We start from the raw sequence: 25465 nt of genomic DNA, 5'->3' as shown, positions 1-25465 counted from the left end.
CGCTTTGGATCCGTCTCTATTTTATCGGACTGCCATCAAAGCCTGCTCAAAGGTATCGACTGCCTGATCGAGTTGCGCCCGCTGCACAATCAGCGGTGGCAGCCACCGTATCACCTGCCCGCCGTAGGCCCCGCAACGGATAAGTAGCAGATTGCGCCGCTCCGCTTCCTTGACGATCCGCGCCGCCCGCTGACCGTCGGGTTTACCGTGGCTATCGATAATCTCGGTGCCCAGCATCAGGCCGCGTCCGCGTACAACGGCGATTTCCGGGTGCTTGTCCCGAAGCTGTTCGAGTCGTGCCAAGAGATGAGCTCCCTGCTCGGCGGCGTTATCCACCAGTCCCTCTTCTTCCATAACGTCCATCGTGGCGAGCGCCGCCGCACAGGCGACGGCATTGCCGCCGTAAGTCCCGCCCTGAGAACCGGGCCATCCCCGTTCCATGAGCGATGATGAGGCACCGAAGGCGGAGAGCGGAAAACCGCTGGCCAGGCCCTTGGCGGTGACGACCACGTCGGGCTCGACGCCAAAGTGCTGATGCCCCCAGAACTTGCCGGTTCGGCCGAACCCCGCCTGGACTTCATCGATCACCAGCAGGATTCCATGTTGATCACAACGGGTACGCAGCCCCTGCATGAAGCGGGTGCTGGCGGGTAGGTAACCGGCTTCGCCCTGGATAGGTTCGATGAACATGGCGGCAGTCTCCCCGGGTGAGCTCATCGTGGCCAGCACATGGTCGAGCTCGCGCAGGCAAAAATCGGCAGCAACATCCTCTTCCCAGCCGTAGCGATCGGTATCCGGAAATGGCGAATAGACCACGCCGCCCATCATTGGCTGCAAACCCGCGCGCAGACCGACGCTCGAACTGGTCATGCTGAGAGAGCCCATGGTACGACCGTGGAAGCCGCCGTGGAAGGCGACGAGATTCGGCCGGCCGGTGGCATGGCGGGAGAGTCGGATGGCGGCCTCGATAGCCTCGGTCCCGGCGCTGGCGAAGAAAAAGGCATCAATCGGCTCCGGCATCTTTTCGCCGAGGCGTCGCGCCAACTCCACCAGGGGCTGGTGGCGCACGATGGCGTACTGGCCGTGGATGAGATTGGCGACCTGCTTTTGCGCCGCCTCGACCACTTTGGGGTGACAATGGCCGGTACTCGTGACCCCGATGCCCGAGGTGAAGTCGAGATAACGCTCACCACTGTCGTCGTAAAGCCAGACACCCTCACCGCGTACGGCCGTGATATCCGACGACTGTTTCAACAAAGGCGACAGGCAACCCTTACCGCCGGTTTCGGGGTGCTTCTCCATAGTGCGGCTCCTTTTGGTTTCGGGCAAATGCCAGCATGCGGTTATCATCCCTTCAATATTAATCCTAGGAGCCTGTCGGACTTGACCGATCCTAGCGAGGGAAACCGGTTTGAGACAGCTTTTTCCGAGTCGATCAGTGTTAAGTCCGACAGGCCCCGAGTGGTCCATTCAACCGCCAATCCGTTCCAGGATGCTGTCGGCGATGGCACTGCCGTGTCGGATTTCCCCCTGGTGCTCGCGCAAGTCGACCTCGATGGCCTGGCGAAGCCGACGTGCCGCCTTGCTGGCGGAGACGTCCTCCTCCCCCATCCAGTCGAGCATCATGGCGGTGGTCAGCAACATGGCGCGCGGATCGGCCAGGTCCTTGCCGGCGATGTCGGGTGCGCTGCCGTGGGTCGGTTCGAACATGGGCGGTACGTGACGTTTGGACGGGTTGAGGTTGCAGGAGGGCGCCACCCCCAATCCGCCGCACAGTACCGCCGCCAGATCGGTAAGGATGTCGCCCTGCAGGTTACTGGCCACCACCACATCGAATCGCCAGGGGGAGGTCACGAACTTCATACAGGCGGCATCCACCAGCTCATGGTGGGTATCGATATCGGGATAATCCGCGGCAACCTCGGCAAAGATTTCCGTGTACATTTCCCCCCAGTGCCGGAGCGCATTTCGCTTGGTTACCAGGCACACCTGAGCGTCGGCCCGGTCCTGCATACCGAAGCGCAGGGCGCGCCGCCCCGCAGCCCGCTCCTCCCTCCGCTGCCGGGCTCGTTGGAAAGCGTGTCGAAACAGGCGTTCGGTCGCGAAACGGGTAAACACCTCCACCTGGGTTGCAACTTCGTGACCGGTTCCGGGGGCGGTCCGCCCGCCCTGCCCGATGTATTCACCTTCGCTGTTCTCCCGAATCACCAGCATATCGATGGCACCGGCCCTCTCGTCGGCCAGGTATCGAGGCGCCCCCTCCAGCGATATGGCCGGGCGTTCGCAGACCCATTGGTCGAAGCCTTGGCGAATGGCAAGGATCGGCGCCAGGGAGACTGCATCCGGCAAACGGTAACGCTTCGCATCGCTCGACGGCCCCGGGTCCCCCAGCGCCCCCAGCAGCAGCACATCAAAGTCGGCCAACCGGGTCCGCCACTCCTCCGGCATCATCCGGCCGTGTTCACGGTGGTAGGCGGTTGCCGGCCACTCCAGCTCGGTCAGTTGCAGCCGTGGGCCATCATCCCTCATCAGTTGCTGCAATGCCGTGAGGGCCGCCGGCATGACTTCGCGTCCCACGCCGTCACCCGGCGCGACAGCGATACGCCAACGCGTCCTTGCCTGCATCATGCCTCCTGTTATCGGGTCCAGTCTGATACAAGGTTAGACGAGAGCGGGTTTTTGGCTCGGGTTGGTACCGGCAGGCACCACCCGAGCTGGGTGCCTGGCCTACAGTGAAGGTAGGAAATGCAAACCGAACCACGGAAGGACCCATGGGACTGCCACGCACCACGGAAGAGAAAAAGCACTCCCTTGTCGATCAGGTCGTCACCCGAATACGGGATAAATGCCCCGCCCCCCAGGCCGTTTCGATCGAGGCGTTCTCCCGCGAATACTACCGCCGCGTGGGACCCGACGATCTGCTCGATCGCACCCTTCTGGATCTCTACGGTGCGGCGCTTGCCCACTGGAATCTCGCCGCTCGCCGACGCCAGGGTGAACGCCTCATCCGGGTCTATAACCCGCGAGTCGAGGAGCACGGCTGGCATACCACGCACACCATTGTCGAGATCGTTCAGGATGATATGCCGTTTCTGGTCGACTCGACCCGAATGGAGCTCAATCGCCAGGGGCTGACGGTTCACTTGATCATTCATCCGGTTATGAATCTACGCCGCAATGCACAGGGGGAATTGCTGGAGGTGTTGCCAGAGGGGAGCGAGTCCGGCGACTCCCGGGCGGAAGCCTTCCTGCATTTCGAAATCGACCGGCAGACCGACCCCGAAATGCTGGGCGCCCTTCACGAAGGGATCAACCGGGTGCTCGATGACGTGGCAGCCGCCGTGGAAGACTGGCCGTTGATGCGCGAGCAGCTCCATGACTGTGTTGCGGCATTGACCCGCCAGCCGCCGCCGGTGGAAACCTCGGAACTAGAGGAAACCCGGGCCTTCCTTCGTTGGCTGGACGAGGACAGTTTCACCTTTCTCGGGTATCGGGAATACACCCTCGAAGAACCGGACGGTGAAAAGCACCTGCGCCTGGTTCCCGATTCGGGCCTCGGCATTGTCAGGGAGCCGCGGAGGGCGGTCCTCTCCGAGAGCTTTGAGCGGCTACCGGGTGAACTTCGAGAGCTTGCGGTCAGCCCTGCTGCGCTCATCCTCACCAAGGGAAGTTCCCGGGCAACGGTCCATCGGCCCGGCTATCTCGACTATGTCGGTGTGAGGGTCTTCGATGCCACCGGCAATACGACCGGCGAGAGGCGATTCCTGGGACGCTATACCTCGGGCGCCTATACCAGCCGCCCGACCGAGATCCCGCTGCTACGGCGCAAGGTACAACAGATCATGCAGCGTTCGGGACTCAGGCCCGGCAGCCATTCTGCCAAGGCCCTGCTGAATATCATCGAAACCCTGCCGCGTGACGAACTGTTTCAGGGCAGCCCCGCGGAACTATTCGATATCGCGACAGGGATCCTGCATCTTCAGGAGCGCCAGCAGGTCCGCGTTCTCATTCGTCGCGATCCCTATCATCGTTTTTTGTCGTGTCTGGTTTTTCTACCCAGGGAGGGTTTCAATACCGACGTACGCCTGCAGGTACAGGAGGTGATGCGCAAGGCCTTCGATGCGACCCATATGGATTTCGATGTCTCGATTTCCGAATCACAGCTGGCCCGGCTCTATCTCACGGTACATGCCGACGGCGCCATTCCCGACTACAACGTTCGCGAGATCGAACGGAGCATTGTCGAGGTGACGCGTTCCTGGTCACAGGCGTTGCATACGGCACTCCTGCAGGAGCTGGGCGAAGAGAAGGGCAACCGCCTTTTTACCTACTACCGAAAGGCCTTCCCTTCCTCCTATTGCGAAGAGTATACGGCGCCCGTTGCCGTACACGACATCCTTGAAATGGAAGCCCTGGAGGGTGAGGGAGTTGCCATTCAGCTCTACCACCCGCTGGAAGCCCCTTCCGGTCACTTGCGGATTAAGCTGTTTCGCCAGCGACACCCCATTTCGCTCTCGACCGTTCTGCCCATGCTGGAAAACATGGGCGTCAGCGTCTCTGACGAACGCCCCCATGAGATCCATTCCTCTCACCGCCCACCGATATGGATCCATGATCTGGGAATGGAGTTTTATCAAAATGAACCGGTAGAACCCGACTCGGTCCGCCATCGCTTCCATCAGGCCTTTGCCCGGGTATGGGATGGCCGTGTCGAAAACGATGGCTTCAACCGCCTGGTTCTGCACGCCCGGTGCACCTGGCGCCAGGCCGTCATGCTGCGCAGCTACTGCAAGTACCTGCTGCAGACGGACTTTCCGTTCAGCCAGGGCTACATGGAGCAGGTCCTGGTCAGTCGGGCCCAGATCACCCGTTTGCTGGTGGATCTGTTTCGGGCACGATTCGATCCCGCCGGCCAAGACACCTCGGCCGATCGCATGGAGCGTCTGGCCGATGCTGTAGAGCGCTCCCTGGAGGATATCCCCAATCTTGATGAAGACCGAATCCTGCGACGTTTCTACCAACTGATCCAGTTCAGCCTGAGGACGACCTACTACCAGCGTGATGACAGGAATAGGGAGTACGTGGCTTTCAAGCTGGACGCGACGCAGATGCCGGATATTCCGGAGCCGCGTCCGCGCTTCGAAATCTTCGTCTATTCGCCCCGCGTCGAGGCGATCCACCTGCGGGGTGGAAAAGTCGCGCGCGGCGGCATCCGCTGGTCCGATAGACCCGAGGATTTCCGCACCGAAATCTTTGGACTCATGAAGGCACAGATGGTCAAAAATGCCGTCATCGTGCCGGTCGGTGCCAAGGGCGGCTTCGTGGTCAAGCAGCCCCCGGAGGACCCCGGCGCGATGAAGGAGGAAATTGCAGCCTGCTACAGCACCTTCATCCGCGGCCTGCTCGATCTTACCGACAACCTGGACGGCGAAAGAGTAATTCCGCCTCCTCGGATGGTGAGGCACGACAGCGACGACCCCTACCTCGTGGTTGCCGCCGACAGGGGGACCGCCGCCTTTTCGGACCTCGCCAACCGCATCGCGGCCGAATTCGACTTTTGGCTGGGAGATGCGTTCGCTTCGGGCGGCTCCACCGGATACGACCACAAGAAGATGGGCATCACCGCGCGCGGGGCCTGGGTTTCGGTCGAGCGTCATTTCCGCGAAATGGGGATCAACAGCCGGTCGAATGACTTCACCGTCACCGGGATCGGTGGCATGAATGGTGATGTATTCGGCAACGGCATGCTTCTGTCACGCCATATCAGGCTGGTAGCGGCCTTCAGCCACAAGTACATCTTCCTGGATCCCGACCCGGATCCCGAGGCGACCTTTACGGAAAGGGAGCGGCTTTTCTGTTCGGCCGGTTCCTGGTCCGACTACAACCCGCAGGTCATTTCCGAAGGCGGGGGTGTCTTCTCCCGATCCACCAAATCGATTCCGGTTTCACCTCAGGTCCGCCGGCTGCTGGGTATCGAGCGAGCGGCGATGCCTCCCAATGATCTCATTCGCGCCATTCTCAAGGCGCCGGTCGACCTGCTCTGGAATGGCGGCATCGGGACCTTTGTGAAGGCGTCGAACGAAAGCGACGAAGAGGTCGGAGATCGCAGCAACGACACTGTACGGGTCAATGCCGGAGAGTTGCGTTGCCGGGTGATCGGCGAAGGCGGAAACCTGGGACTCACCCAGGCCGCGCGTATCGAGTACGCCCGCCAGGGGGGCCGCCTCAACAGCGATTTTATCGACAACTCGGGTGGGGTCGACTGTTCGGACCACGAGGTCAACATCAAGATCCTGCTCCACGAAACGGTCAGGGAAGGACGACTTACGGTGGCACGCCGCAACCGTTTGCTATCGGACATGACCGAAGAGGTGGCAAACACGGTGTTATGCAACAACTATCAACAGACCGAATCACTCTCCATGAGTGAACACCACGCTGCCGCCCGGTTGCCGGAACACAGCGCGTTCATGCGCTGGCTGGAGAAGCGAAGTTATCTGGACCGGGACACCTGGAACCTTCCCGATGACGAAGCACTGGAGGCGCGACACCGGACAGGCGAAGGCCTGGTGCGGCCGGAACTCGCCGTGCTGCTCTCCTACAGCAAAATCGCCCTGTTCGACGATTTACTGGCCTCGGATATCCGTCACGATTCCGGTTTGACCGAGGAACTCGGTGAATACTTTCCGCAGCCGATCGTCGAGGCCTACGGCAGCGAAATCGCTCAGCATCCTCTGCGCCCGGAAATCACTGCCACCTTTGTCGCCAACAACCTCATCAATCGGCTCGGGTTGACGGCGGTATTCCGGATCGAAGAGTTGTCGGGGAGCAATGCACCCGATATCGCCCGGGCCTTCATGGCCTGCCGCAAGATCTTCGACCTGCCCGCCCTGTGGCAGAGCGTTGCATCGATGGACAACCAGGTGGAGGCGCGTTATCAGCTCTATCTCCTTGAAGATATCCGCAAGCTGGCACGACGGGCGATGCTCTGGCTGTTGCGCAACCGGGGGCAACCTCTGGATGTAGCAGCGGCTATCGACACCTACCAAAACAGTGCCGACACACTCCGTGACACACTGCCGGAGCTGGTTGACTCAGCTGACCACGCGTACCTCGACCAGCGAAAAAAAGAGTTGTTCGACCGTGGTCTGTCGCCGCAAGCCGCCTCGCGTTTTGCCACTCTGCCACTGCTGCTTGCGGCACTGGATATCGCTAATGTCGCTGCCCATCTACAGCTTCCCATTGGACGCGTGTCACGCCTCTACTTCGCTCTCGGAGCCATGCTGGGAATGCGCTGGCTAAGAGATCAGATTGGGGCGCTTTCGGCGGAAGATCATTGGTCACGGCTGGCGCGGGAGGCACTCCGCGATGAACTGTACCGTCTGCACCGTACGCTGACCGTCGAGGCGTTGCAGACCAGCCCCGGTGAAGAGGACGCTCGTACCCTGGTCGCCAACTGGGTGGTGGCCAATCTCGAGACAGTGGAGCGTCTTCACCGCAGGCTGGGGCAGTTTCAGACCGCACCGGCAGCGGATTTTGCCTTGCTCAGCGTGGCGCTTAACGAACTCAGAAAATTGTCCCGAGAGCACGACAATGCCACCCGGATTTAAAGATGGAACTCTGTTCGAACCCTGTGAAGGGGTGGATTGCGGTGTTTTCCCCATGGCAGTCAGGAGTCCGACAGCTATCCTGATGGAGACAGGGCGTCTGCTCCAGATCCCGTTCCGTACCAATCCACGACCCTCATGGGTTCACGCTGGCTCGCGGTACGGCTTGACCAACCCTGGGAACGGATCGAGGTGTTCCTCTACAGGGAACGCCACTCGATAGCAGAGTGACCGGCCACCAATGGCCGCTGCCTGAAAAGTCACAGTCAGGGCTGGGGTGATGCTCTGAGAGGGGAGACACCAATGAGCGAGGGAACGCACAAGCGAAGCACCGTGCCGAAGCGGTTACTGATAGTGGCCGGAATGGTCGGTTTCGGGGTTGTTATGGTGCCGCTCCTGATCGGCCGGTTGGCCGATGTCCAGCCGGCTACCGCGATGCTTGCAGGGGCGGAAGGGAAAGCGAACGGCGAAGGGCGCATGGTGACGGTTACATTCAATTCGTCGGTCAATGACACGCTCCCCTGGGGGTTCGTGCCCGACGTGCACAGTGTGCAGGTGCCGGCAGGAACCACGCATCGAGTCAATTTCCGGGCCAGCAACCGCTCCGCCACGTCAATCACTGGCCAGGCGATACCGTCGATAGTGCCCTGGCAGGCAACCCGCCATTTCAGCAAGACCGAGTGTTTCTGCTTTTCCCGACAGACGCTCGCACCGGGCGAGACGAAACAGATGCCGGTGGCTTTTCGGGTGTCACCGGAATTGCCCGACGACATCGACACACTGACTCTCTCCTATACGTTTATGCGGGTCGACGGGACAGCGACACCATCAGCGGGCTTCCTGCTGTCGAGAAGAAACCAGTGAATCCGATCCGAACGAGGAGTTTCATGGCCCCGGCTCGACCCTCCGATGCCGAATGGAGACAGGAGAGAAGAGACTGAAGTCATGCGGGCACTCATCGGCATCGGTGTCGTTCTCGTCAGTGCCCTTTGTCTGCAGTTGGGGTTTTGGCAGTTAGACCGGGCAGAAGAGGCAGAGGCACAGAGTGCCATGGTGCAGGAACAGGCAGCCCGCGAACCGGTCATCATCGAGGGCAGTGAAACTGTGGGCACGGATCTCCTTTATCGGCGAGCAGTCGCGCGAGGCCGGTTCGAAACGAAGCACCACTTCTGGGTCGAGAGTCGCAAGCCGGACGGCCGACGTGGATTGCATCATATCGTACCCCTGCACGTTGCCGGCAGTGAACTGCGCGTGCTGGTGAACCGGGGATGGGTGACCAATCAGGAGGCCCCGGTCGGGCGGGATCGACAACCCACGGAAGTCGAGGGACTGTTCGTGCGCCCCGCCATTCCCGCACTCCAGCTCACCGGGTCAAACCAGGTATTCGGTGATCGGTGGCCCTATCTGGAGCCGAAACGCTACGCCAGGGAACACGGGGTTTCGGTGGCACCGTTTGTGCTGGTGGAGGATTCGCGTTTGGCAGGCGAGTTGCTGGACGCGGAGCTTGGCCGCGCCGACAAGTGGGGCATGCATATCGGCTACGCGCTGCAGTGGTTCGCGTTCGCCGTATTGTCGTTGTTGTTCCTCATGGTGCTTGGAAAGAGCCGTCAAAGGGAGAAGCGATAAAGGGCGGTTCGGCAAATCACTGGCGGCCGGCGGATCACTTCCATTCCCACTAGCGAACGGCCAATTGCGGAGCAGCTCAACGCAATGTTGCAAAACCGGAGTATCCGTGCGAGCCACTGATCTCATTCGCGCACCGGCCGTAGCCCCATGGAAGCGCTATCTTTCGCTGACAAAGCCCCGCATCGTCGCCTTGATGCTGTTCACGGCGCTGGTGTGAATGCTCCTGGCCATAGAAGGCGCCACCCTCCCTTGGAGCCGGATCCTGTTCGGCCTCCTCGGTATCGGACTGGCGGCAGGCGCCGGTGCCGTAATCAATCACCTGCTGGATGCCCGCATCGACGGTATTATGGAGCGAACGCGGCACCGACCAATGCCCTCGGGGCACATCGGCACTACCGAGGCGCTGGGTTTCGCTCTTTCCCTTGCAGCGGGTGCCATGGCCATCCTGGCGGGCCTGGTGAACATGTTGAGCGCAGCACTGACTTTCGCTGCCATGATCGGCTATGCCGTCGTCTACACCTCTTTTCTCAAGCACACCACGCCGCAGAATATCGTCTGGGGCGGCGCGGCCGGGGCATCTCCCCCTGTGCTGGGTGCCGCCGCCGTTACCGGGGAGATCACCCTGGATGCGCTGTTGCTCTCACTGATTATCTTTATCTGGACGCCGCCCCATTTCTGGCCGCTGGCAATCCGCCGTGTCGATGACTATCGTCATGCCGGAATCCCTATGCTGCCCGTCACTCACGGCCTGCACTTCACGAAAACCCGGGTTCTGCTCTACAGCATCCTACTAATGGCGGTCGCCCCATTGCCTTTCGCCACCCGAAACGCAGAGGTACTCTACCTGGCCGGAGTCATTCCGCTGGGACTGGGCTTCATCTGGCACGCCTGGCGTCTCTACCGCGGGGAACGTGACGAGCATGCCATGGCCACCTTCCGCTACTCCATCTTTTATCTATTCGGTCTGTTCGCGCTGCTGCTGGTCGATCACTGGCTGCTATAAGCACCACAACCACCCCTCACCCCCCCTCTGCCTCTCGTGGCACGTTTCGCAAGGCATCACGCGCGGCCCACCTACCACCTCCGCGGTAGTGCTGGTGAGCTACTTGATTCCGTGCCGGGTGCAGTCGAAACTTCGGCTCCTAACAGGGGCCATTAGTCCCGGAAAAAGCTTGTTCAAATCCACACAAAGGTAACGTGGACGGCGCTTAAGGAGGGGAGGAGCCGTCTCCATCAAGAATAAAGAAGGACGTAACGCATGAAAAGAATGAAAGCATTTTTATCGATAAGCCTTTGTGCTCTGGCCATGTTCCTGTTGCTCCCACCCACCGCGGCCATTGCAGGTGCACCTTCCCTCTCAGAAATGATCGATCAGGCAGGCCGTCAGCGCATGCTGACACAGCGTATCGTCAAGGCCTATTCACAGCTGGTGATTGAAGTCGATACATCCGAAGCACGTGATCAGCTGAAAAAGGCGGTGAAACTGTTCGCGGAGCAACTGGAAACAATTGAACAGCACGCACCCAATGACGACGTGCGCACTGCTTTAGCCAACGTCCGGCGCCTGTGGAATCCCTTCCGGTCCATCGCTACCGGCCCTGCCAACCGGGAAGGCATATCGCTTCTGTTGAACAGTGACGACAAACTGCTTGCAGCGGCTCACGAGGTGGTCATCAAGCTCCAAAACTCTTCCGGACTGGTACAGGCGCAACTCGTCAATACTGCCGGCCGCCAGCGAATGCTTTCCCAGCGTATTGCGAAATTCTACGTGCTAATCAGTAGCGGAATGCAGGATGCCCGACTTCGCGAGGAGCTGCAGCGTGCACGCTATGAGTTCGAGGGCGCATTGGCCGATCTGAAAGCCACGCCGGAGAACACTTTGGAAATCCAGCAGGGACTTGCCGAGGTCGAGCGGCAGTGGATCGTCTTCCGGATGAGCTTTCAGTTGAAAGATGATGAGCATATTCCTCTGCTGGTTACGCGTTCCGCAGAAAAAATCCTGACACAGATGAATCGCGTAACAGGGATGTACGCCCAACTCGACGTCTCCTAAATACGCGCTCCGAAATGGTAGTCACCTATAGTCCCTTTGTCCTCAGGAAGGAGGTTAAGATGAAAGGGAGTGATAGGCACCATTTCGGAACGTCCTATCTATTCCGGCCGAAAAACAAAAAGGGGGAGGGAAAGGCTAATCCGCTCCCGCTTTTTATCTGGTTTTTTCTGAATCCCCGACCCGTTTTTTATTCCCGCAGTGGTGAGGAACGGCGAATATCTGCATGGCGATTGCCGGCAGGCTGAGCAGCGCGGATGTTCGCGGTCCCTTTGTTCGCGGTCCCTTGGATTTGTCTCAGAGCAGAGCCTTTTTTATTGGTAACTGCTCGCCCGGGTGATCGCACACGGCCCGGGAAATCCGTCATCCCCTGTCACCCCCGTGACGGGGGATGACGGAGGGGGTGAGTAGTTACTTCTATTTTACTTCCGTTCCCTTTTGATTCTTTCAGCTTCTTGGATAACTTCTCTCCCCGTCTTGCCATTCAGCACATCCTTCATTTGTTCTCTGGTCGAGAGGATGCTTAAAACTCCCTCTTCCAGGAACTCTTCCAAATTTTGCCGACTGAACGCCAGTACTTGTACTGCGTCATCAAAATGGGTCTTTTGATCCCGCGGCAAAGATTGACGCACTTCCTCTATTGAGGCTTCCATCACTTGAGCACTGCTCGTATCTATCCTCGGTTCACTGCACCCCACGAGGAGAAGCACAATGAATGGTACCAGCACTGATTTGTTACGCATTTTTTCTCCTTTTTGCATCTAGTGATCCATGCGGGAAATAGTGTAACACTCAGCTTGCCTCCCAAGCGCCATCGGCAAGGCGCAGGAGCGGAGGACTGGCCGTGCCAGTTCGAGCGACTGCAACGCAGCCGAGGGGGCTTGTGAACCGGCCGTCAACGGTCGTCCGGACCGAGCCGGTGCGCGATTTCCAAGCAGCACAGGGCGCCTTGCCTTGGCCCACACGCCTGTTCGATTCCGGCTTCGGGGAGTCAGGTCGCGAGGTCCTGCCCTTTGGAGGAACACGGTCACAGATTGTGTCTCGATTTAGACACGATCCATAATTAGAATGATATACTAACTATAAGTCAGATAGAATTTGTCCACCGACCCCTCGCTAAAGGACCCGGCAAGGAACAGATGTTGTCGGATCGTTTACATTCGGAGCCAACAATGAAGAACACGATTCTCCGGTCTGCCTCGCTCGTTTTCCTCTCGCTTTTTTTTGTCACCGCAGCTCCTGCAGCTCCGGCACCCGATGCAATCTGGTCGGTAGAGGGAGGGGAGCTCCGCCTGGAGCAGCTGCGCGGCAAAGTGATCTACCTGGATTTTTGGGCTTCCTGGTGTGCGCCATGCCGCAAGTCCTTCCCCTTCATGAACGAGTTGCAGACGCGATACGGCGAACAGGGGCTGGTAGTCGTCGCTGTCAATCTGGACAAGGACCAAAAACTGGTCGAGCAGTTCCTTGCCAAATACCCGGCGCAGTTTACCGTCGCTTACGACCCGAAGGGGGAGACAGCGGAACGTTTTGGGGTAAAGGGCATGCCCAGCAGTTATTTGATCGATCGTGACGGTGAAATACGCCTGTCGCACGTGGGTTTTCGGGATAAAGACAGAAGCGAACTGGAGACTGGCATCCGCGATGTCTTGGAAAATTAAGTAGTTAGAGGAAATTGGCCATGCGCATAGGAATTACGAGCACGGTACTCGCTCTTGCCCTGCTTCAGGGCGGGTGCGCCTTCGAACCGGTTCAGCCTTGGGAAAAGGATCTACTGGCGAAACGGGCGATGCAGCTTGACGGGTATCCGATTGATCAATACCTGGACGATCATATTTATTACAGCAAAGAAGGATCGTCCGGTGGACAGGCCGTTGGCGGTGGAGGCTGCGGATGCAACTGAAAAAAGAATCCAAATCGGTTCGCGGTGCGCTGGCGCTGGCGACGTGCTCGCTTCTGACCGGCACCTCACAAGGAGTGAATGCCGCATCCGAGGAGGAGTGGGAAGTTGATTCGGCGGTGCTGTTCTATTCGGAAGGCAGTGATCGCGTGAGCGTAGTCGAGCCGGTGGTCGGCTTGCGCAAGGCTTTAGGCGATGATGAGTACGTCGGAGTGCGCCTGGTGGTCGATACGCTGACCGGATCGTCGCCAAACGGTGCGATTCCGACGGACGAGGTGCAGACCTTCACCACGCCTTCGGGTAATTCCACCTACACCGCGGAGCCCGGCGAGACACCGCTTGACCCGACGTTCAGGGATACCCGCATCGCACTGAGCGGCGAATGGGAGAAACCCTTGAGCGAACGCCTCAAGGGTATCTTCTCCGCCAACTTCTCCACCGAGCACGATTACCAGTCCGCGGGGATTTCCGCGACGCTGGCGCGCGACTTCAACAATCGCAACACCACACTCTCGGCAGGGGCCTCCTTCAGTCAGGACTCCATCGAACCGGAGGGTGGGGCACCGGTTGGGCTGACCCCCATGCCGGAATTTCCCGACGTGAAGGAGACGCAAAGCGCAAGCGAGGACAAGACCGTGTCCGAGCTTCTGCTGGGTGTGACCCAGGTCGTGAACCGGCGCACGCTCATGCAGTTCAACTACACCTATGGCATTGATGACGGCTACCTTAGTGACCCCTACAAGCTGCTCAGTGTCACCGACGACACAGGCAACGTGACGGGCTACCTCTACGAGAATCGTCCCGACGAGCGTAGCCGGCAGACCATCTTTTGGCGAACCCTGCATCATTTGTCCGAAGATGTGGCTGACGTCTCCTACCGCTATTACTGGGACGACTGGGATATCAGCTCCCATACCCTGGACCTGCGTTATCGGCACGAGCTGGGCGGCGGACACTATCTGCAACCCCATGTCCGCTGGTACAAGCAGAACGCCGCCGAGTTCTACCATTTCAAACTGGATGAAGGGGCCGTTCCGACCTATGCGAGTGCCGATTATCGCCTCGGTAACATGACGACGAACACGCTCGGACTGAAATATGGCTTTGCATCGAGCGAAAAACAGGAATACAGCGTGCGCCTTGAATACATGACCCAGTCAGATGACGACGGGCAATTCGAGGATGTTGACGCGGTCATCTTACAGGCAAATTATTCCTTCCTGTTCTAACTCGGGCGACGGCGCGGCTCGTTAGCCGCGCCTCACCTTTCACAGCTTATGGGAACCTCTAAAAATTCATTTTTCGTCACTCCCGCGAAAGCGGGAGCCCAGTAAAATTAAACGGCTGGATTCCCGCTTTCGCGGGAATGACGAATTTATAGAAGTGCCCTTATGACTGAAGCATCTTCCCTCACCCGAAACAAAGATCATTGGCTCGGCCGCTTCCAGGCCATGGCCAGTCCTTGCGAAATCCTCATGGAGGTTGATGATCGACGGCTGGCCCGGCGATTACTCGCTATTGCACACGCCGAGGCCTCCCGTATCGAGCACAAATTCAGTCGCTATCGGAAGGACAGCGCCGTACAGCGGATCAACCACTCGGACGGGCAGCCCTTGGTAGTCGACGAAGAGACTGCGGCCCTGCTCGACTATGCGAATCAATGTTACGAGTTGAGCGAAGGCCTGTTCGATATTACGTCGGGTGTGCTACGAAGGGTGTGGCGTTTCGATGGCAGTGACCGCATTCCCGCCACGAACGAAGTGGCGAACATCCTGCCGCTCATCGGCTGGCACAAGATTATCTGGCGGCGACCGAAGATCACCGTGCCGTCCGGTATGGAAATCGACCTCGGCGGTATCGGCAAGGAGTACGCGGTCGACCGCACGGCGCGCCTGATCGCCGAGCAGAGCGATGCCAGCATACTGGTGAACTACGGTGGCGACCTCTACGTGAACACCCCTCGGCGCAACGGCTGCGGCTGGTTCGTTGGCGTCGAGAACCCGGCCTCCTCCCTACCCTTGGCCGAAGGCAGTGAAAGCATCCACCGTTTCGAGCTGCGGCATGGAGGCTTGGCCACCAGCGGCGATTCCCGCCGCTACCTTCTTGCGAACGGCATTCGCTACGGCCATATCCTCAACCCTGCCACCGGCTGGCCGATCGAGGATGCGCCACGCTCCGTCACTGCCGCCGCCGCGACCTGCACGGAGGCCGGCCTGCTCGCCACCTTTGCCATGCTGCGGGGCGCTAAGGCGGAATTTTTCCTGCGCACCGAAGGCGTGCAGTATTGGTCCGCGCGCTAATCCAGGGCACAGTATAAGAAACGACCGAACAGCGTGCCTGGTAATTCCAGAGAGAAGTTCAAAGGCACGATTCATCCTCCCACCCGCACTTTATGCAAAATTGGTATACTCTACCCGGTATCCCCAGGCGAGCGACACGCATGCACGATGAAAGACCTGACCCTTAGGTTCTGCGAAAGACCTGACCCTTAGGTTCTGCGACGAACCTGGTTCGGGTTCGACGTTTGGATGCTCACCGGACTTTAGAAGAGCCAAAGACCACCATGCCCGATAAACATACTGTCCTTATCGTTGACGATTCACGTACCGTACGCGCAACCATAAGAAAACATCTGAGCAATGAGTTCACTATCGTCGAGGCAGAGGATGGCGAGGCCGGCTGGGAGGCTCTACAGCAGAACCCCGATATCACATTGATAATATCCGACATTCAAATGCCAAGACTGGACGGCTATGGATTCATCTGCCGAATTCGCGCTGCCAATGAGGGGAATATCCGGAACAACCCCATCATTGTCATCACCGGCGCGGAAGATGAAATTACCCGGGAGCGGGCTTACGCCTGTGGCGCCAACGATTACATCCTCAAGCCGCTCGATTTTACCGACCTGGTGACCCGATTAAAGTCACAGGTCGATGCCAACATGGAAGGTCGCAGTCACATAGCGCAGGACATGAAAAAATACGAGTCTTCTATCGAGGATACCGTGCTCGAAGCTCCGGATATCGGCAGAGCCATCAAGGTTATCAAAGGCGAGGACTCGGGCAACATCGACCCCTATATCATCGACCTGTGCCTTGAAGCCATGCCACTTTTCGAATATCTGAACGAGCTCTCAATAGTGGATATCGAAGAAGAGGTTGCATCCATCAGGACCAAACTGGAGTCGCAACTGCTAGGAACCTGTCGGACTTGACCGATCGTACCGAGGAAAAGCCGGTTGGAGACCGACTTTTCGATCTTTCGAGGCGAATACGACTGCATGGACGCAGTCGGTAGAGCGAAGCAGGATGCCCGAGCCGAGTGGGTCTATTTAACGAGAAAGGTAACTGCTCACTCCCCCGTCATTCCCGCGGAGGCGGGAATCCAGAGAGCAGCGGCATGGCTCGAAATGGATCCCCGCCTGCGCGGGGAGTGACGGTTTGCCTGTGGGGATGACGGTTTGCCTGCGGGGATGACGGTTTGCCTGTGGGGATGACGGTTCGGCTGCGGGATGACGGTTCGCCTGCGGGGATGACGGTTCGGCTGCGCGGGGATAACGAATCTCCTATGCCGCGCATGATCAACCGGGCGAGCAGTTACCGAAAAAGATCGGAAAATCTGGCCCAATCCGGCTTTTCGGCACGACTCCATGGATGCAGGAGTTGGAGCGAAGCTCGATGCCCGAGCCGAGTCGATCAGCGTTAAGTCCGACAGGCTCCTAGACGCGATCAGCTCCAACGTAACAGCGAAACCAAAGACTGTAGTGCAGATGAGCCGGTTGGCGTCAGCAGCCATACGAATGTGCCACAGTTTAATAGAACGGTTACCCAGAAGACTGCACGAAAGGAGCGTTTCCTGGATTTATGACGCAACTTTTGTTGGGCGACGAGTGCTCCCGGCCAGCCCCCAGCCAGGGATAGTAAGTGCAGAGCACTTTCCTGAGTTCGCCATCCACGATTCTTGGCTGCCAATTTGTCTACCGCGTACATAGCGAAAGTAAACAAGCTTGCAAACAGATAAGTTGCAAGCAGCCAAAGCGGCACTTTGGACGTAAGTACAGAAATCCCAACAAGCACCAGGAAAGAAACGGCAACACCGAAGGCTGATAATAAACCCGTCTTTGGCTTGGGATTTCGTGGCAGGCGATTGCCAGGAAATGTCGCCTTTATTGCACATGGACGACCTTGCTTATCGGCAGACAGGGTATAAGTCACCGTCTGATCAATCTCCGGTCGTCGTCTGCGGCTCCCGAACGCTTTGATATGAACAAACACCCGATTGCCATCAGTAAGCGGCGTGATAAAGCCGAATCCTTTTTCATCGTTCCAAGATGTTATTTTCCCTTTACGGCGCATATTCATTGCTTTGGTGCCTAGATTCAACAGCGAGCTTACCCGGAACCGTACCCGGACGGAAGCTTACCCGGACACCCCTGGATTGACGGCCGCAAGAACCGCCTGTTCAAAGCCAATTGGTCAGCATCACGCCGAGGCTGAATCGATTGGAGTAGCGATCATAGTCGATGAGACTTTCACCGTAGCCGCTAAACAACTGTGCGTAGCCCCGCATCTGGTCCCCAATGGGGAAGGTCCCGTCCAGCTGCAGTGCACCCCGGTTGTCACTCCGCAGGTTGTTCCGAACCATGAAACCGTAGGTCCGGGCACCTTGGTAATAGAGCCCGCTGAACTCGAAGTTCCCCATGTACCGGTGGATATCGGGGTTGTCGTCACCCGAGGGATCGTCCGGGTCCTGTTTTTCCGACTCCGGTATGCGCCACCATGGCTTGAGGCTTAAATACCAATCGCCCGACTCCATCATGAAATCGACGTAAACCCGGTTCCAACTGCGCGACTCTCGACCAGAACGGCCATTCGACTGGTGGCTGACGCCGAGCCGAAAGACTCGACTGGTAATTCGCCCCAAGGTGGCGCGATGCGGATGGACGAGCATCAACTCCGGCTCGTGGTTGGTCTCCCGGAACGGAGACGAATAGTTGCTGTTGTAGGCCTGCCAATAGGCTACCTGCGTGTACCCGAAGGCGAATTGCGTACCAGTGCCGAACAGGTTGTTGCTAATCGGTACCTTGAGGCTCACCTGGAACTTCATCTCCAGCTGATCCAGTTCATCGCCTTCGGCGTTCACGGGACGGTCCGAGCTGTAGGCCAGTGGAAGAAGGTAAGTCGGCTTGTAGGGGGTGATCGAAAACGGATTGTCGTTGAGCCGCGACTCCAGCTCGAGCCGCCGTGTGATCGCAGATTCGTACTCAGGCTCGTACTCAGACCCGGCACCCGGCCCATCCTCGGAAGCCGCCACTGTCGGCAACAGTGTACCCGCTAACAGTAGCAGCACCGGCGCACGCACTCGCTTTCTGCGGTTCAATCGCCTGATACGCCCCAATGTCTTGCCCCCAAACGTCGGCACCCAGCAAATCACCCTTCCCCCTCCTTTCCGTTAGTCAGCGGAGATGTCCCATTCCGCGCCTCAAACCAGCGCACCGCCCGGCTGACTGTCGAATAATGCATTCCGAAATGCTCTGCAATCTCCAGCATGGTACAGGCGCCAGCAAGGAAGGCCCGAGATGGCATCTGCGCCGAACGCGTAGAGAGGATCAACCGAGACAAATCTTCCGCCACGCTTTGTCAGTTCTGCGTTGAAACTGGCGGGACCATCACCACACCCGAGAACCGCCTTTCCGAGCTCTTCTTCTGCGAGCGCGAACATGTCCACATATTCCTGGAAAGAACGGCCCCAAGGCACGAACTCTTTCAGCTCAAATGCCATATCGCTTGTCCGCTGTCGAATGTTTGCCTTGATGAGCGTAGCCTTTATTCATTCCATTGTGCCGACAAGATTTCCAAACGCCTCAACCTGCTCCCAATCAGTAAATTCGACCACTGCCTTGGGATCGGTAGGTCCTTTTGTCATCCACATTATTAGCCGTATCATCTGCCGGTCCCAGAAACGATATTTGGGATAATCTATCTTCCCGGCAAAGACCGCCAATTCTTTGGGGTTCCACTTAATTCGTTTCAGAAACTTCTGCAAATATGGATTGGTTTGCGGTGTATTTTTGCCTGGCTTACGGGCGACGATATTTACCGAAAAGAAGGCATTCGGTTTACTTTCGAGGATGCTTTGGTTTTTTTCTATAAACTTGTGAACCTGCTTGCTGTGTTTCCCGTAGCGGATACTTGCCCCAAGGATTATTTTGTCAAACCTGTCCAAGTCGATATCCGGCTCATCATCAATAGAGATCAAGGATACCCGGTGGCCTTGCTGCTCGATTATCTGCCGCAGCCTACTGGAAATTTCCTTTGTATGACCATCGGTTGTTGAATAGGCAATTAGGATTTCGGACATTCGTCCCTCACTCCGTCCTGTTTTCTTCACATATCGAACCTCTGACCCGCGCGGCCCGGAACCTCACCGGTAAGTGCCGCATCACTTCCCGGCGTCGGGTTGAGCGAATTATTGGATGGCGGTGGGCGGAGCTGCCACTCGCTTTGGCCGCACCGCGCCAGGCAGCACCATCACCTGCCACGCAAGCGCCTCCAGGCTGCGCGCAGGCAGGTAAGCCGCGCTCTTGCGGGTCGCTTCGCGCGGATAGCTATGTTTGAATGAAATTCCCGCACGATTTACACCTGAGTCCATGACGGTAAAAGAAAAGAGGAAACCCGACCAACAAAAAGACAACAAAAGCTGGTCTCCTTCCGTTAGTAAACGGCTCAAAGTCTGTGCTACCGCATTGGGGACAGGTGATCTCCTCTTTTCCAAATTCCTCATCCAGAAGTTCAGAATAATCTTTAGCCAAGATGGCTTGGGCTCTTCCGCGAAGCGCGACGGCACCTGCACTTTTACCCCACCGATCGCATTCGAATAGAGCCACTGCATGTTGACGGTTATACTCGTCATTTTATCACTCATGGCTCTGAAAAATAACGTTCGCCATAAACCAAGGACTACGATTAGGATGCGGTTTTCATGTAGATTCCGATCTACCGTATTTTCCGATCTCTCGGGCGGGCCTTGTGTGAACAGGTGGCGGGGGGTGCAGAATCGAAACCAGGACCAGGAGAACAGGTGAACCATGTTTAAGGCGCTGTTGCTGAACGATACCGGGGACGCCCGGCTGGCGGATGTGGATGAAGGCGATCTGCCCGAGGGCGATGTGACGGTTCGGGTGGCCTACTCCTCTCTGAACTATAAGGATGCCCTGGCGATTACCGGCAAGGGGCCGGTGGTGCGGCGCTTTCCAATGGTGCCGGGTATCGATCTGGCGGGGACGGTGGTGGAGAGCCGGGATTCGCGCTGGAAACCGGGTGATGCGGTGATCCTCAACGGCTGGGGTGTCGGTGAATCGCACTGGGGCGGTATGGCAGCGCGGGCTCGGGTGAAGGGGGATTGGCTGCTGGCGCTGCCGGAGGCCTTTTCGCTACGGCAGGCGATGGCGATCGGCACGGCCGGTTATACGGCAGCGCTCTGCGTCGAGGCGCTGGAGCGCCAGGGTGTTTCGCCCGATGACGGCGAGGTGTTGGTAACGGGTGCCAATGGCGGGGTGGGCAGCGTGGCGATCCTGCTACTGGTGAAGCGGGGGTACCGGGTGGTGGCCTCGACCGGCCGGCTGGAGGAGAGCGAACACCTGAAGGCATTGGGGGCTGCTCGGGTCATTGACCGCGAGTCCCTTTCCCGGCCGGGTAAGCCGCTGGCCAAGGAGCAATGGGCCGGGGCGGTGGATACGCTCGGTAGCGTAACCCTGGCCAATGTCTGTGCGGGCATGCAGTACCGGGGGATTGTCGCCGCCTGCGGTCTTGCTCAGGGTATGGATTTTCCGGCGACGGTGGCGCCGTTCATCCTTCGCGGGGTGACCTTGGTTGGCATCGATAGCGTCTATGCGCCGAAGGCCGAGCGCGAAGCCGCCTGGCGTCGGTTGGCGACGGATTTGGAGCCGGAGAGGCTGGATTCGGTCAGTCGGACGATAGGGCTTGAAGAGGTGATTCCGATGGCTTCGGAGTTGTTGGCCGGGAAGGTGCGGGGGAGGTTGGTGGTGCAGTTGCCGGAGTAAGTGCGTGTCGGGAGCATGTTCGGTGCATTTGAAGGGCGCTTCTATAAATTCGCTATTTCCGCGAAAGCTGGGAATCCAGCCGTCTGATTTTACTGGGCTCCCGCTTTCGCGGGAGTGACGAAAAATGAATTTTTAGAATTCCCTGAAGAATGCATCCTACGGCTCTCCCGAGGGAGAGGGGAAAAGGCGACTGCTCTCGTTTGATCGCCCTCTCCCCGGCCCTCTCCCGGAGGGAGAGGGGGCAAGCCTCTGACTTTGTTGAGGAGACCTGCTGAGTGGCAACTGCTTGATTTAATCGTCACTCCCGAGGACGAGGGAGTAGTTGGCTTTACTGCTTGAGGGTGTCGCCTTCGTAGACCAGCGTCTCACCCGGTTTCATTACATGGGTTTCGACGCCCAGGGACTTGGCCTCGCTGACGAAGGGCTCGATGCTCTGCGCGAGGACCGGAAAGGTGCCCCAATGCATCGGCACTGACAGCTTGGCATTCACCGCCTTGGCGGCGTGGGCGGCGGTTTTCGGGTCCATGGTGAAGTGGTCGCCGGCGCACAGCAGGGCGAGGTCGGGGGCGTAGCGCTCGCCGATGAGTTTCATGTCGCCGAAATAGTCGGTGTCGCCGCTGTGGTAGAGGGTCGGGCCGCCTTCGATGCGCACCACGAATCCGGCCGGGTTCCCGGCGTACACCACCGGTGGCGTCTTCTCATCCTCTTTGGCGAAAGGGTTGTCCATGCCGCTGGAGTGTTTGGCGTCGGTCATGGAGACGGTGATCTCCCCGTCGGCGAGGCTCAGGCTGCCGCCCATGTTCATCATGGTATTCCAGCCGAACTGCTTGGCCGGGAAACCCATCAGCTTGATAAGCTGCTTGCCAAGCTCCGGCTGTGCAACCAGTTCGGCGCCCGTCCTGGTGCCGATGGCGCTGGAATCGCCGATGTGATCCGTGTGGGCATGGGTGACCAGGATGTAGTCGGCCCGCTTGAGCTCCTCGACCAGGTCCTTGTCCTCGCCCCCCTGGGGATTTTTCGGATTGTTGAGCCAGGGATCGATGAGCACGACGTTGCCCTTCGGCGTCACCACCTCGAAGGTGGCGTGCCCGTGCCAGGTGATCCGGGTCTCGGCCGCGAACGCCGTATTGCTAATGGCCCACGTAAAGGCGCCGATGATGAAAATGGCCAACCGTGCAGGCATCGGGTTTTCTCCTCGTTCATCCTGTTTTCAAGTTAGGGAGTATCGTTCCGCGCAGCGGTATCTTCAAGAGATTTAATCAGGCCCCGCGCGGGCCCTTTTCCGGGGCGCGTAGTGCGCTGGCCGATCCGATGACAACTACAATCCCGGTGACGATCCCGTTCCAGAGAGCGATCTGATTACCCGCAAGAAAACCGAGCAGGAATGCGGAGATGATCAGCCAGATGCCCAGTACCAGAACCACCCACTCGCGCCAGGGCATTGGTTTTATCAAGTCAATGCCGGTGACGATGACCAGGGCAGCGCCAACCAGATACGAATTCCAGGAGGCAATACCATCAAAACCCGGGTCATAGATCATCAGGTAAGGCGCGGCGACAAGCCATATCCCCAACAACAGATTCATCCAGTCCTGCCAACGCATTGCCATGAGCTACTCCCTCTGATTCGATTATCGGCGCCCCGTCACACGCCACAGTCCATCGGCGTACCCTCTCCAGCACATTCGAGATCGACCCCCTTGATCTCGGCACGACTCGCCAACGACTGCACATACTCCAGTAAGGCACGCCGGAAAAGGCTTTCCCGCAGATAATCGGCCACCAGTGGCTGTGCCTCCTCAAAGCTGTACAGGTGCCCTCCCTGACGGGACTGCAGGTAAACTACATGATAGCCATAGCGGGTTTCCACCGGAGCTGGGGCAATGCCGCCGGGTGTAAACCGCGCCAGTGCGCGCTCGAACTCGGGCGGGGTCTGTCCCGGGCCCAGCACCCCCAGGCTACCGCCGGATTCACGAGACGGACAGGCCGAATAGCGCTGGGCTAAATCGGCAAAGCGGTGAACGTCATCCCCCAGCTCGGCAATCAATTCGCGGGCCTGCTGCTCCGTTTGCCCGCGTGCCACAGGCTCCTCGGGCACCGGCAGGAAGATGTGCGAGACCTCATGGAGCCAGGGCGAGCGCAACTGTTGCCGATTGTTTTCGTAGTAGCGCCGGCAGCTCTCGATATCGGGTTCCGGGGTCTTCACCTCCTGCTCGATGAGAGACCGGATGCGTGCCTCTTCATCCTCCTCGCCGGGTTCGGGACAGGTCTCGATCTCCAGACGCGCGGCCTCATCCAGCAGCAATTCCCGGATCCCCAAGGCCCGCGAGGCAGCCTCTCTGGCCTCGGCGGCCGAGCCCGCCGGGTGGTACTGCATCTCCCGATGGATGTCGGCTTCGCTGATCGTTCTGCCGTTCACGACGATATCCATCATGCGGCTCCTCTTGCCCGAATATTCATAAATGCACCGCAGAGACGCAGAGAACACAGAGAACACCGATGCTTATGGTCGCACCAAAAGCCAAAGATAAAGATGAAGCAGTGACGTCCATCTCAGGAAATTCGATCCTCAGCGTACTCTGCGCCTCTGCGGTGCATTCTTTTCTGTTTCTCGCCTTTGCGGTTAAACACTCCTCACCGCGCCCGCACGACCTGATAGTTGCGCCGCAGGTAGGCCCACGGCCAGCTCCAGATATGGACCAGGCGGCTGAACGGAAAGGCCGCGAACATCAACAGTCCAAGCGCAATATGGATCTTGTAGGGCCACGGCACCTCCAGCACGAATAGCCAGGCCCCGGACTGGAAGGTGACGATGTGCTGTGCCCAGTTCGCCAGCTCGGTCATCACCTGGCCCTCCAGATGGTGGCGCGAGACATAAATCGTCACAAAGCCGGTGATCAGCTGCAGCCCCAACAACACCAGAATGAAATTATCCATCGGCGAACTGTTGGCGCGGACGGCGGGCACCATAAAGCGGCGCCACAGAATGACGGAGATGCCCGCCAGGCAGATGATCCCGAACGCTCCACCAATGACCATCGACAGAATCTGCTTGGTGCCGGAAGTAATCCCGATGGCGTGATAGAGGGGCTGCGGCGTCAGTAGCCCTACCAGGTGACCAAGGAAAAGCGACAGGATGCCGATATGGAACAGGAGATTACCGACGCGGTAACTTCGGGTGTTATGCAGCATCTGACTGGACATGGCACGCCAGGTGTACTGGCCCCGTTCGTAGCGCAGGATGCTGCCGAGGATGAAGACCGTGCCTGCCAGATAGGGGCCAACGCCGAAGATGAGCTGATTGAGATACTCCATGACAACGCCTCGCTAGCGATTAGAATCCGGAGCGGTAGTGGTGCGCCGCAGCCCGATATCCCATTGCACCGGCTGCTCGAGTGTGGTTGCCGCCCCGTTGTTGCCGCAACCCTCCAGCGCCGACTCGTGAGTGAAGGTGATCGCCTCTTCCTCCCATATTTTGTCCATATTGATGATCGCTTCGTCGGGCCCCTCTTCCGCCGCCTTGCGGCGTAGTTCGTCTGCAGCATCCGGTGCCCCGGCAATCGCCTCCAAGGCATCGAGTACCGCGGCATATCGGCTACCGCGCTCATGCAGCCGGGCCGCAACCAGTGTGAGTACCGGCATTGCCTCGCCCAACATCTCCGTTGCCTCTTCTAGCGGCCGCTCGGCCAGGAATTCCAGTACCAGAGGGACATAATCGGGCAGCTCGCGTGCCGCCAATTCAAAGCCGCATTCCTGATAATTATTCATCAGCTGCACCATCGCCGGACCGCGATCACGCGACTCGCCATGGGTGTGCTCAAAGATATGTAGCGAAAGTTTGCGGCCGCGATCGAACAGCTCCCCATAGCGCTCCTGGGCTGCGATAACGTCCATCCCCTGCAACTCCCCGATCAGCGCAAGCAATGCCTTTCGACGCGGCGCCGGCACCAGCTGCTCCTCTTCGAGAACGGCAGGCATTTCACGCAGCGCCGCATGTATCTCTTCACTGGGATAGCGAAGCAGCAGTGAGAGCACTTTGAACGTCAGCATGGGTGTTTCTCCTTTGGCCCAGAGGGCCATGATGAACTTCCCCCCGCTGTCATTACGAGGACGCCTACATGGATGTAGGTGGTAGAGCGACGCAGGATGCCAAAGCCGAGCCCCAGGCGACGAAGTAATCTCCTGCTCCCAAACCCCAGATTGCCGCGTCGCTGTGGCTC

At 58.7% G+C, this 25465-nt stretch carries 23 protein-coding genes and 1 pseudogene; 11 read left to right on the top strand and 13 right to left on the bottom strand.

Annotation, left to right across the window (positions count from 1 at the left end):
* Nucleotides 1-21: 21 nt before the first annotated feature.
* Together Q7L05_RS08325 and Q7L05_RS08320 are read right to left on the bottom strand one after the other, a co-directional pair.
* Entirely contained in the window at nt 22-1302 is a 1281-nt protein-coding gene (locus tag Q7L05_RS08325) for an aspartate aminotransferase family protein (RefSeq protein WP_303904713.1), read from the bottom strand.
* Between the two features lie 168 nt (nt 1303-1470).
* A complete protein-coding gene (locus Q7L05_RS08320) occupies nt 1471-2625 on the bottom strand; it encodes an isocitrate/isopropylmalate dehydrogenase family protein (RefSeq protein WP_411293328.1) in 1155 nt (384 codons plus the stop codon).
* A 146-nt stretch (nt 2626-2771) separates the two neighbouring features.
* Between Q7L05_RS08320 and Q7L05_RS08315 the strand changes: the two genes are divergently transcribed.
* From Q7L05_RS08315 to Q7L05_RS08295, 5 genes and pseudogenes are all read left to right on the top strand, one after another.
* Entirely contained in the window at nt 2772-7610 is a 4839-nt protein-coding gene (locus Q7L05_RS08315) for an NAD-glutamate dehydrogenase (RefSeq protein WP_303904706.1), read from the top strand.
* A gap of 300 nt (nt 7611-7910) precedes the next feature.
* A complete protein-coding gene (locus tag Q7L05_RS08310; protein ID WP_303904704.1) occupies nt 7911-8471 on the top strand; it encodes a cytochrome c oxidase assembly protein in 561 nt (186 codons plus the stop codon).
* Nucleotides 8472-8552: 81 nt separating this feature from the next.
* Nucleotides 8553-9233 carry an SURF1 family protein gene (locus tag Q7L05_RS08305; RefSeq protein ID WP_303904701.1) on the top strand — a complete coding sequence of 227 codons (681 nt, stop codon included), beginning with the start codon at nt 8553-8555 and terminating at the stop codon, nt 9231-9233.
* Nucleotides 9234-9357: 124 nt separating this feature from the next.
* Nucleotides 9358-10236: pseudogene (locus Q7L05_RS08300) on the top strand (heme o synthase).
* 255 nt (nt 10237-10491) lie between these two features.
* Nucleotides 10492-11286 carry a type IV pili methyl-accepting chemotaxis transducer N-terminal domain-containing protein gene (locus Q7L05_RS08295; RefSeq protein ID WP_303904700.1) on the top strand — a complete coding sequence of 265 codons (795 nt, stop codon included), beginning with the start codon at nt 10492-10494 and terminating at the stop codon, nt 11284-11286.
* A 419-nt stretch (nt 11287-11705) separates the two neighbouring features.
* Here Q7L05_RS08295 and Q7L05_RS08290 read toward each other — a convergent pair whose 3' ends face one another.
* Nucleotides 11706-12044, bottom strand: coding sequence for a DUF6694 family lipoprotein (locus Q7L05_RS08290; RefSeq protein ID WP_303904697.1), 339 nt, complete (start codon nt 12042-12044; stop codon nt 11706-11708).
* Nucleotides 12045-12455: 411 nt separating this feature from the next.
* On the opposite strand from Q7L05_RS08290, the gene Q7L05_RS08285 reads away from it, so the two are divergent.
* The 5 genes from Q7L05_RS08285 to Q7L05_RS08265 all read left to right on the top strand — a co-directional run bounded on the left by Q7L05_RS08285 (nt 12456) and on the right by Q7L05_RS08265 (nt 16397).
* Nucleotides 12456-12941 (top strand): TlpA family protein disulfide reductase, encoded by a 486-nt coding sequence (locus Q7L05_RS08285; protein ID WP_303904694.1) that lies wholly within the window; start codon nt 12456-12458, stop codon nt 12939-12941.
* 20 nt (nt 12942-12961) lie between these two features.
* Entirely contained in the window at nt 12962-13183 is a 222-nt protein-coding gene (locus tag Q7L05_RS08280; RefSeq protein ID WP_303904692.1) for a DUF4266 domain-containing protein, read from the top strand.
* Nucleotides 13174-14409 (top strand): DUF3570 domain-containing protein, encoded by a 1236-nt coding sequence (locus Q7L05_RS08275; protein WP_303904690.1) that lies wholly within the window; start codon nt 13174-13176, stop codon nt 14407-14409. Before Q7L05_RS08280 ends, Q7L05_RS08275 begins: the two co-directional genes overlap by 10 nt.
* 162 nt (nt 14410-14571) lie before the next feature.
* Nucleotides 14572-15480 (top strand): FAD:protein FMN transferase, encoded by a 909-nt coding sequence (locus Q7L05_RS08270; RefSeq protein WP_303904687.1) that lies wholly within the window; start codon nt 14572-14574, stop codon nt 15478-15480.
* A gap of 263 nt (nt 15481-15743) precedes the next feature.
* Entirely contained in the window at nt 15744-16397 is a 654-nt protein-coding gene (locus tag Q7L05_RS08265) for a response regulator (RefSeq protein ID WP_303904685.1), read from the top strand.
* A gap of 514 nt (nt 16398-16911) precedes the next feature.
* Here Q7L05_RS08265 and Q7L05_RS08260 read toward each other — a convergent pair.
* From Q7L05_RS08260 to Q7L05_RS08235, 5 genes are all read right to left on the bottom strand, one after another.
* Nucleotides 16912-17565, bottom strand: coding sequence for a cold shock and DUF1294 domain-containing protein (locus tag Q7L05_RS08260; protein ID WP_303904683.1), 654 nt, complete (start codon nt 17563-17565; stop codon nt 16912-16914).
* Nucleotides 17566-17644: 79 nt separating this feature from the next.
* On the bottom strand, nt 17645-18604 hold the full coding sequence (locus Q7L05_RS08255; RefSeq protein ID WP_303904679.1) for a phospholipase A: 960 nt from the start codon (nt 18602-18604) through the stop codon (nt 17645-17647).
* Nucleotides 18605-18664: 60 nt separating this feature from the next.
* Nucleotides 18665-18964: a hypothetical protein gene (locus tag Q7L05_RS08245; protein ID WP_303904751.1), complete on the bottom strand. Its 300-nt coding sequence runs from the start codon at nt 18962-18964 to the stop codon at nt 18665-18667.
* Nucleotides 18965-19012: 48 nt separating this feature from the next.
* Complete coding sequence (gene hemG, locus Q7L05_RS08240) at nt 19013-19543, bottom strand: menaquinone-dependent protoporphyrinogen IX dehydrogenase (RefSeq protein ID WP_303904676.1); 531 nt, start codon at nt 19541-19543, stop codon at nt 19013-19015.
* 108 nt (nt 19544-19651) lie between these two features.
* Entirely contained in the window at nt 19652-20107 is a 456-nt protein-coding gene (locus tag Q7L05_RS08235) for a hypothetical protein (protein ID WP_303904674.1), read from the bottom strand.
* 163 nt (nt 20108-20270) lie between these two features.
* Between Q7L05_RS08235 and acuI the strand changes: the two genes are divergently transcribed.
* Nucleotides 20271-21245, top strand: a complete 975-nt coding sequence (gene acuI, locus Q7L05_RS08230) for an acrylyl-CoA reductase (NADPH) (protein ID WP_303904672.1) — start codon at nt 20271-20273, stop codon at nt 21243-21245.
* A gap of 328 nt (nt 21246-21573) precedes the next feature.
* Here acuI and Q7L05_RS08225 read toward each other — a convergent pair whose 3' ends face one another.
* The 5 genes from Q7L05_RS08225 to narJ form a co-directional block, all read right to left on the bottom strand.
* Entirely contained in the window at nt 21574-22428 is an 855-nt protein-coding gene (locus tag Q7L05_RS08225) for a metal-dependent hydrolase (protein WP_303904670.1), read from the bottom strand.
* A 76-nt stretch (nt 22429-22504) separates the two neighbouring features.
* Entirely contained in the window at nt 22505-22855 is a 351-nt protein-coding gene (locus Q7L05_RS08220; RefSeq protein WP_303904668.1) for an SPW repeat protein, read from the bottom strand.
* A 35-nt stretch (nt 22856-22890) separates the two neighbouring features.
* The gene (locus Q7L05_RS08215; protein ID WP_303904666.1) at nt 22891-23679 is read right to left on the bottom strand and encodes a peptidylprolyl isomerase; all 789 of its coding nucleotides are present in this window, start codon (nt 23677-23679) and stop codon (nt 22891-22893) included.
* A 200-nt stretch (nt 23680-23879) separates the two neighbouring features.
* The gene (gene narI, locus Q7L05_RS08210) at nt 23880-24560 is read right to left on the bottom strand and encodes a respiratory nitrate reductase subunit gamma (RefSeq protein WP_303904664.1); all 681 of its coding nucleotides are present in this window, start codon (nt 24558-24560) and stop codon (nt 23880-23882) included.
* Nucleotides 24561-24572: 12 nt separating this feature from the next.
* Entirely contained in the window at nt 24573-25295 is a 723-nt protein-coding gene (gene narJ, locus Q7L05_RS08205) for a nitrate reductase molybdenum cofactor assembly chaperone (RefSeq protein ID WP_303904662.1), read from the bottom strand.
* Nucleotides 25296-25465 lie beyond the last annotated feature (170 nt).

The organism is Thiohalomonas denitrificans (assembly GCF_016841685.1).
Lineage (GTDB): Bacteria > Pseudomonadota > Gammaproteobacteria > Thiohalomonadales > Thiohalomonadaceae > Thiohalomonas > Thiohalomonas denitrificans_A.
Note: the sequence above shows the minus strand (reverse complement) of the source record. Positions and strands in the feature narration are given on the sequence as shown.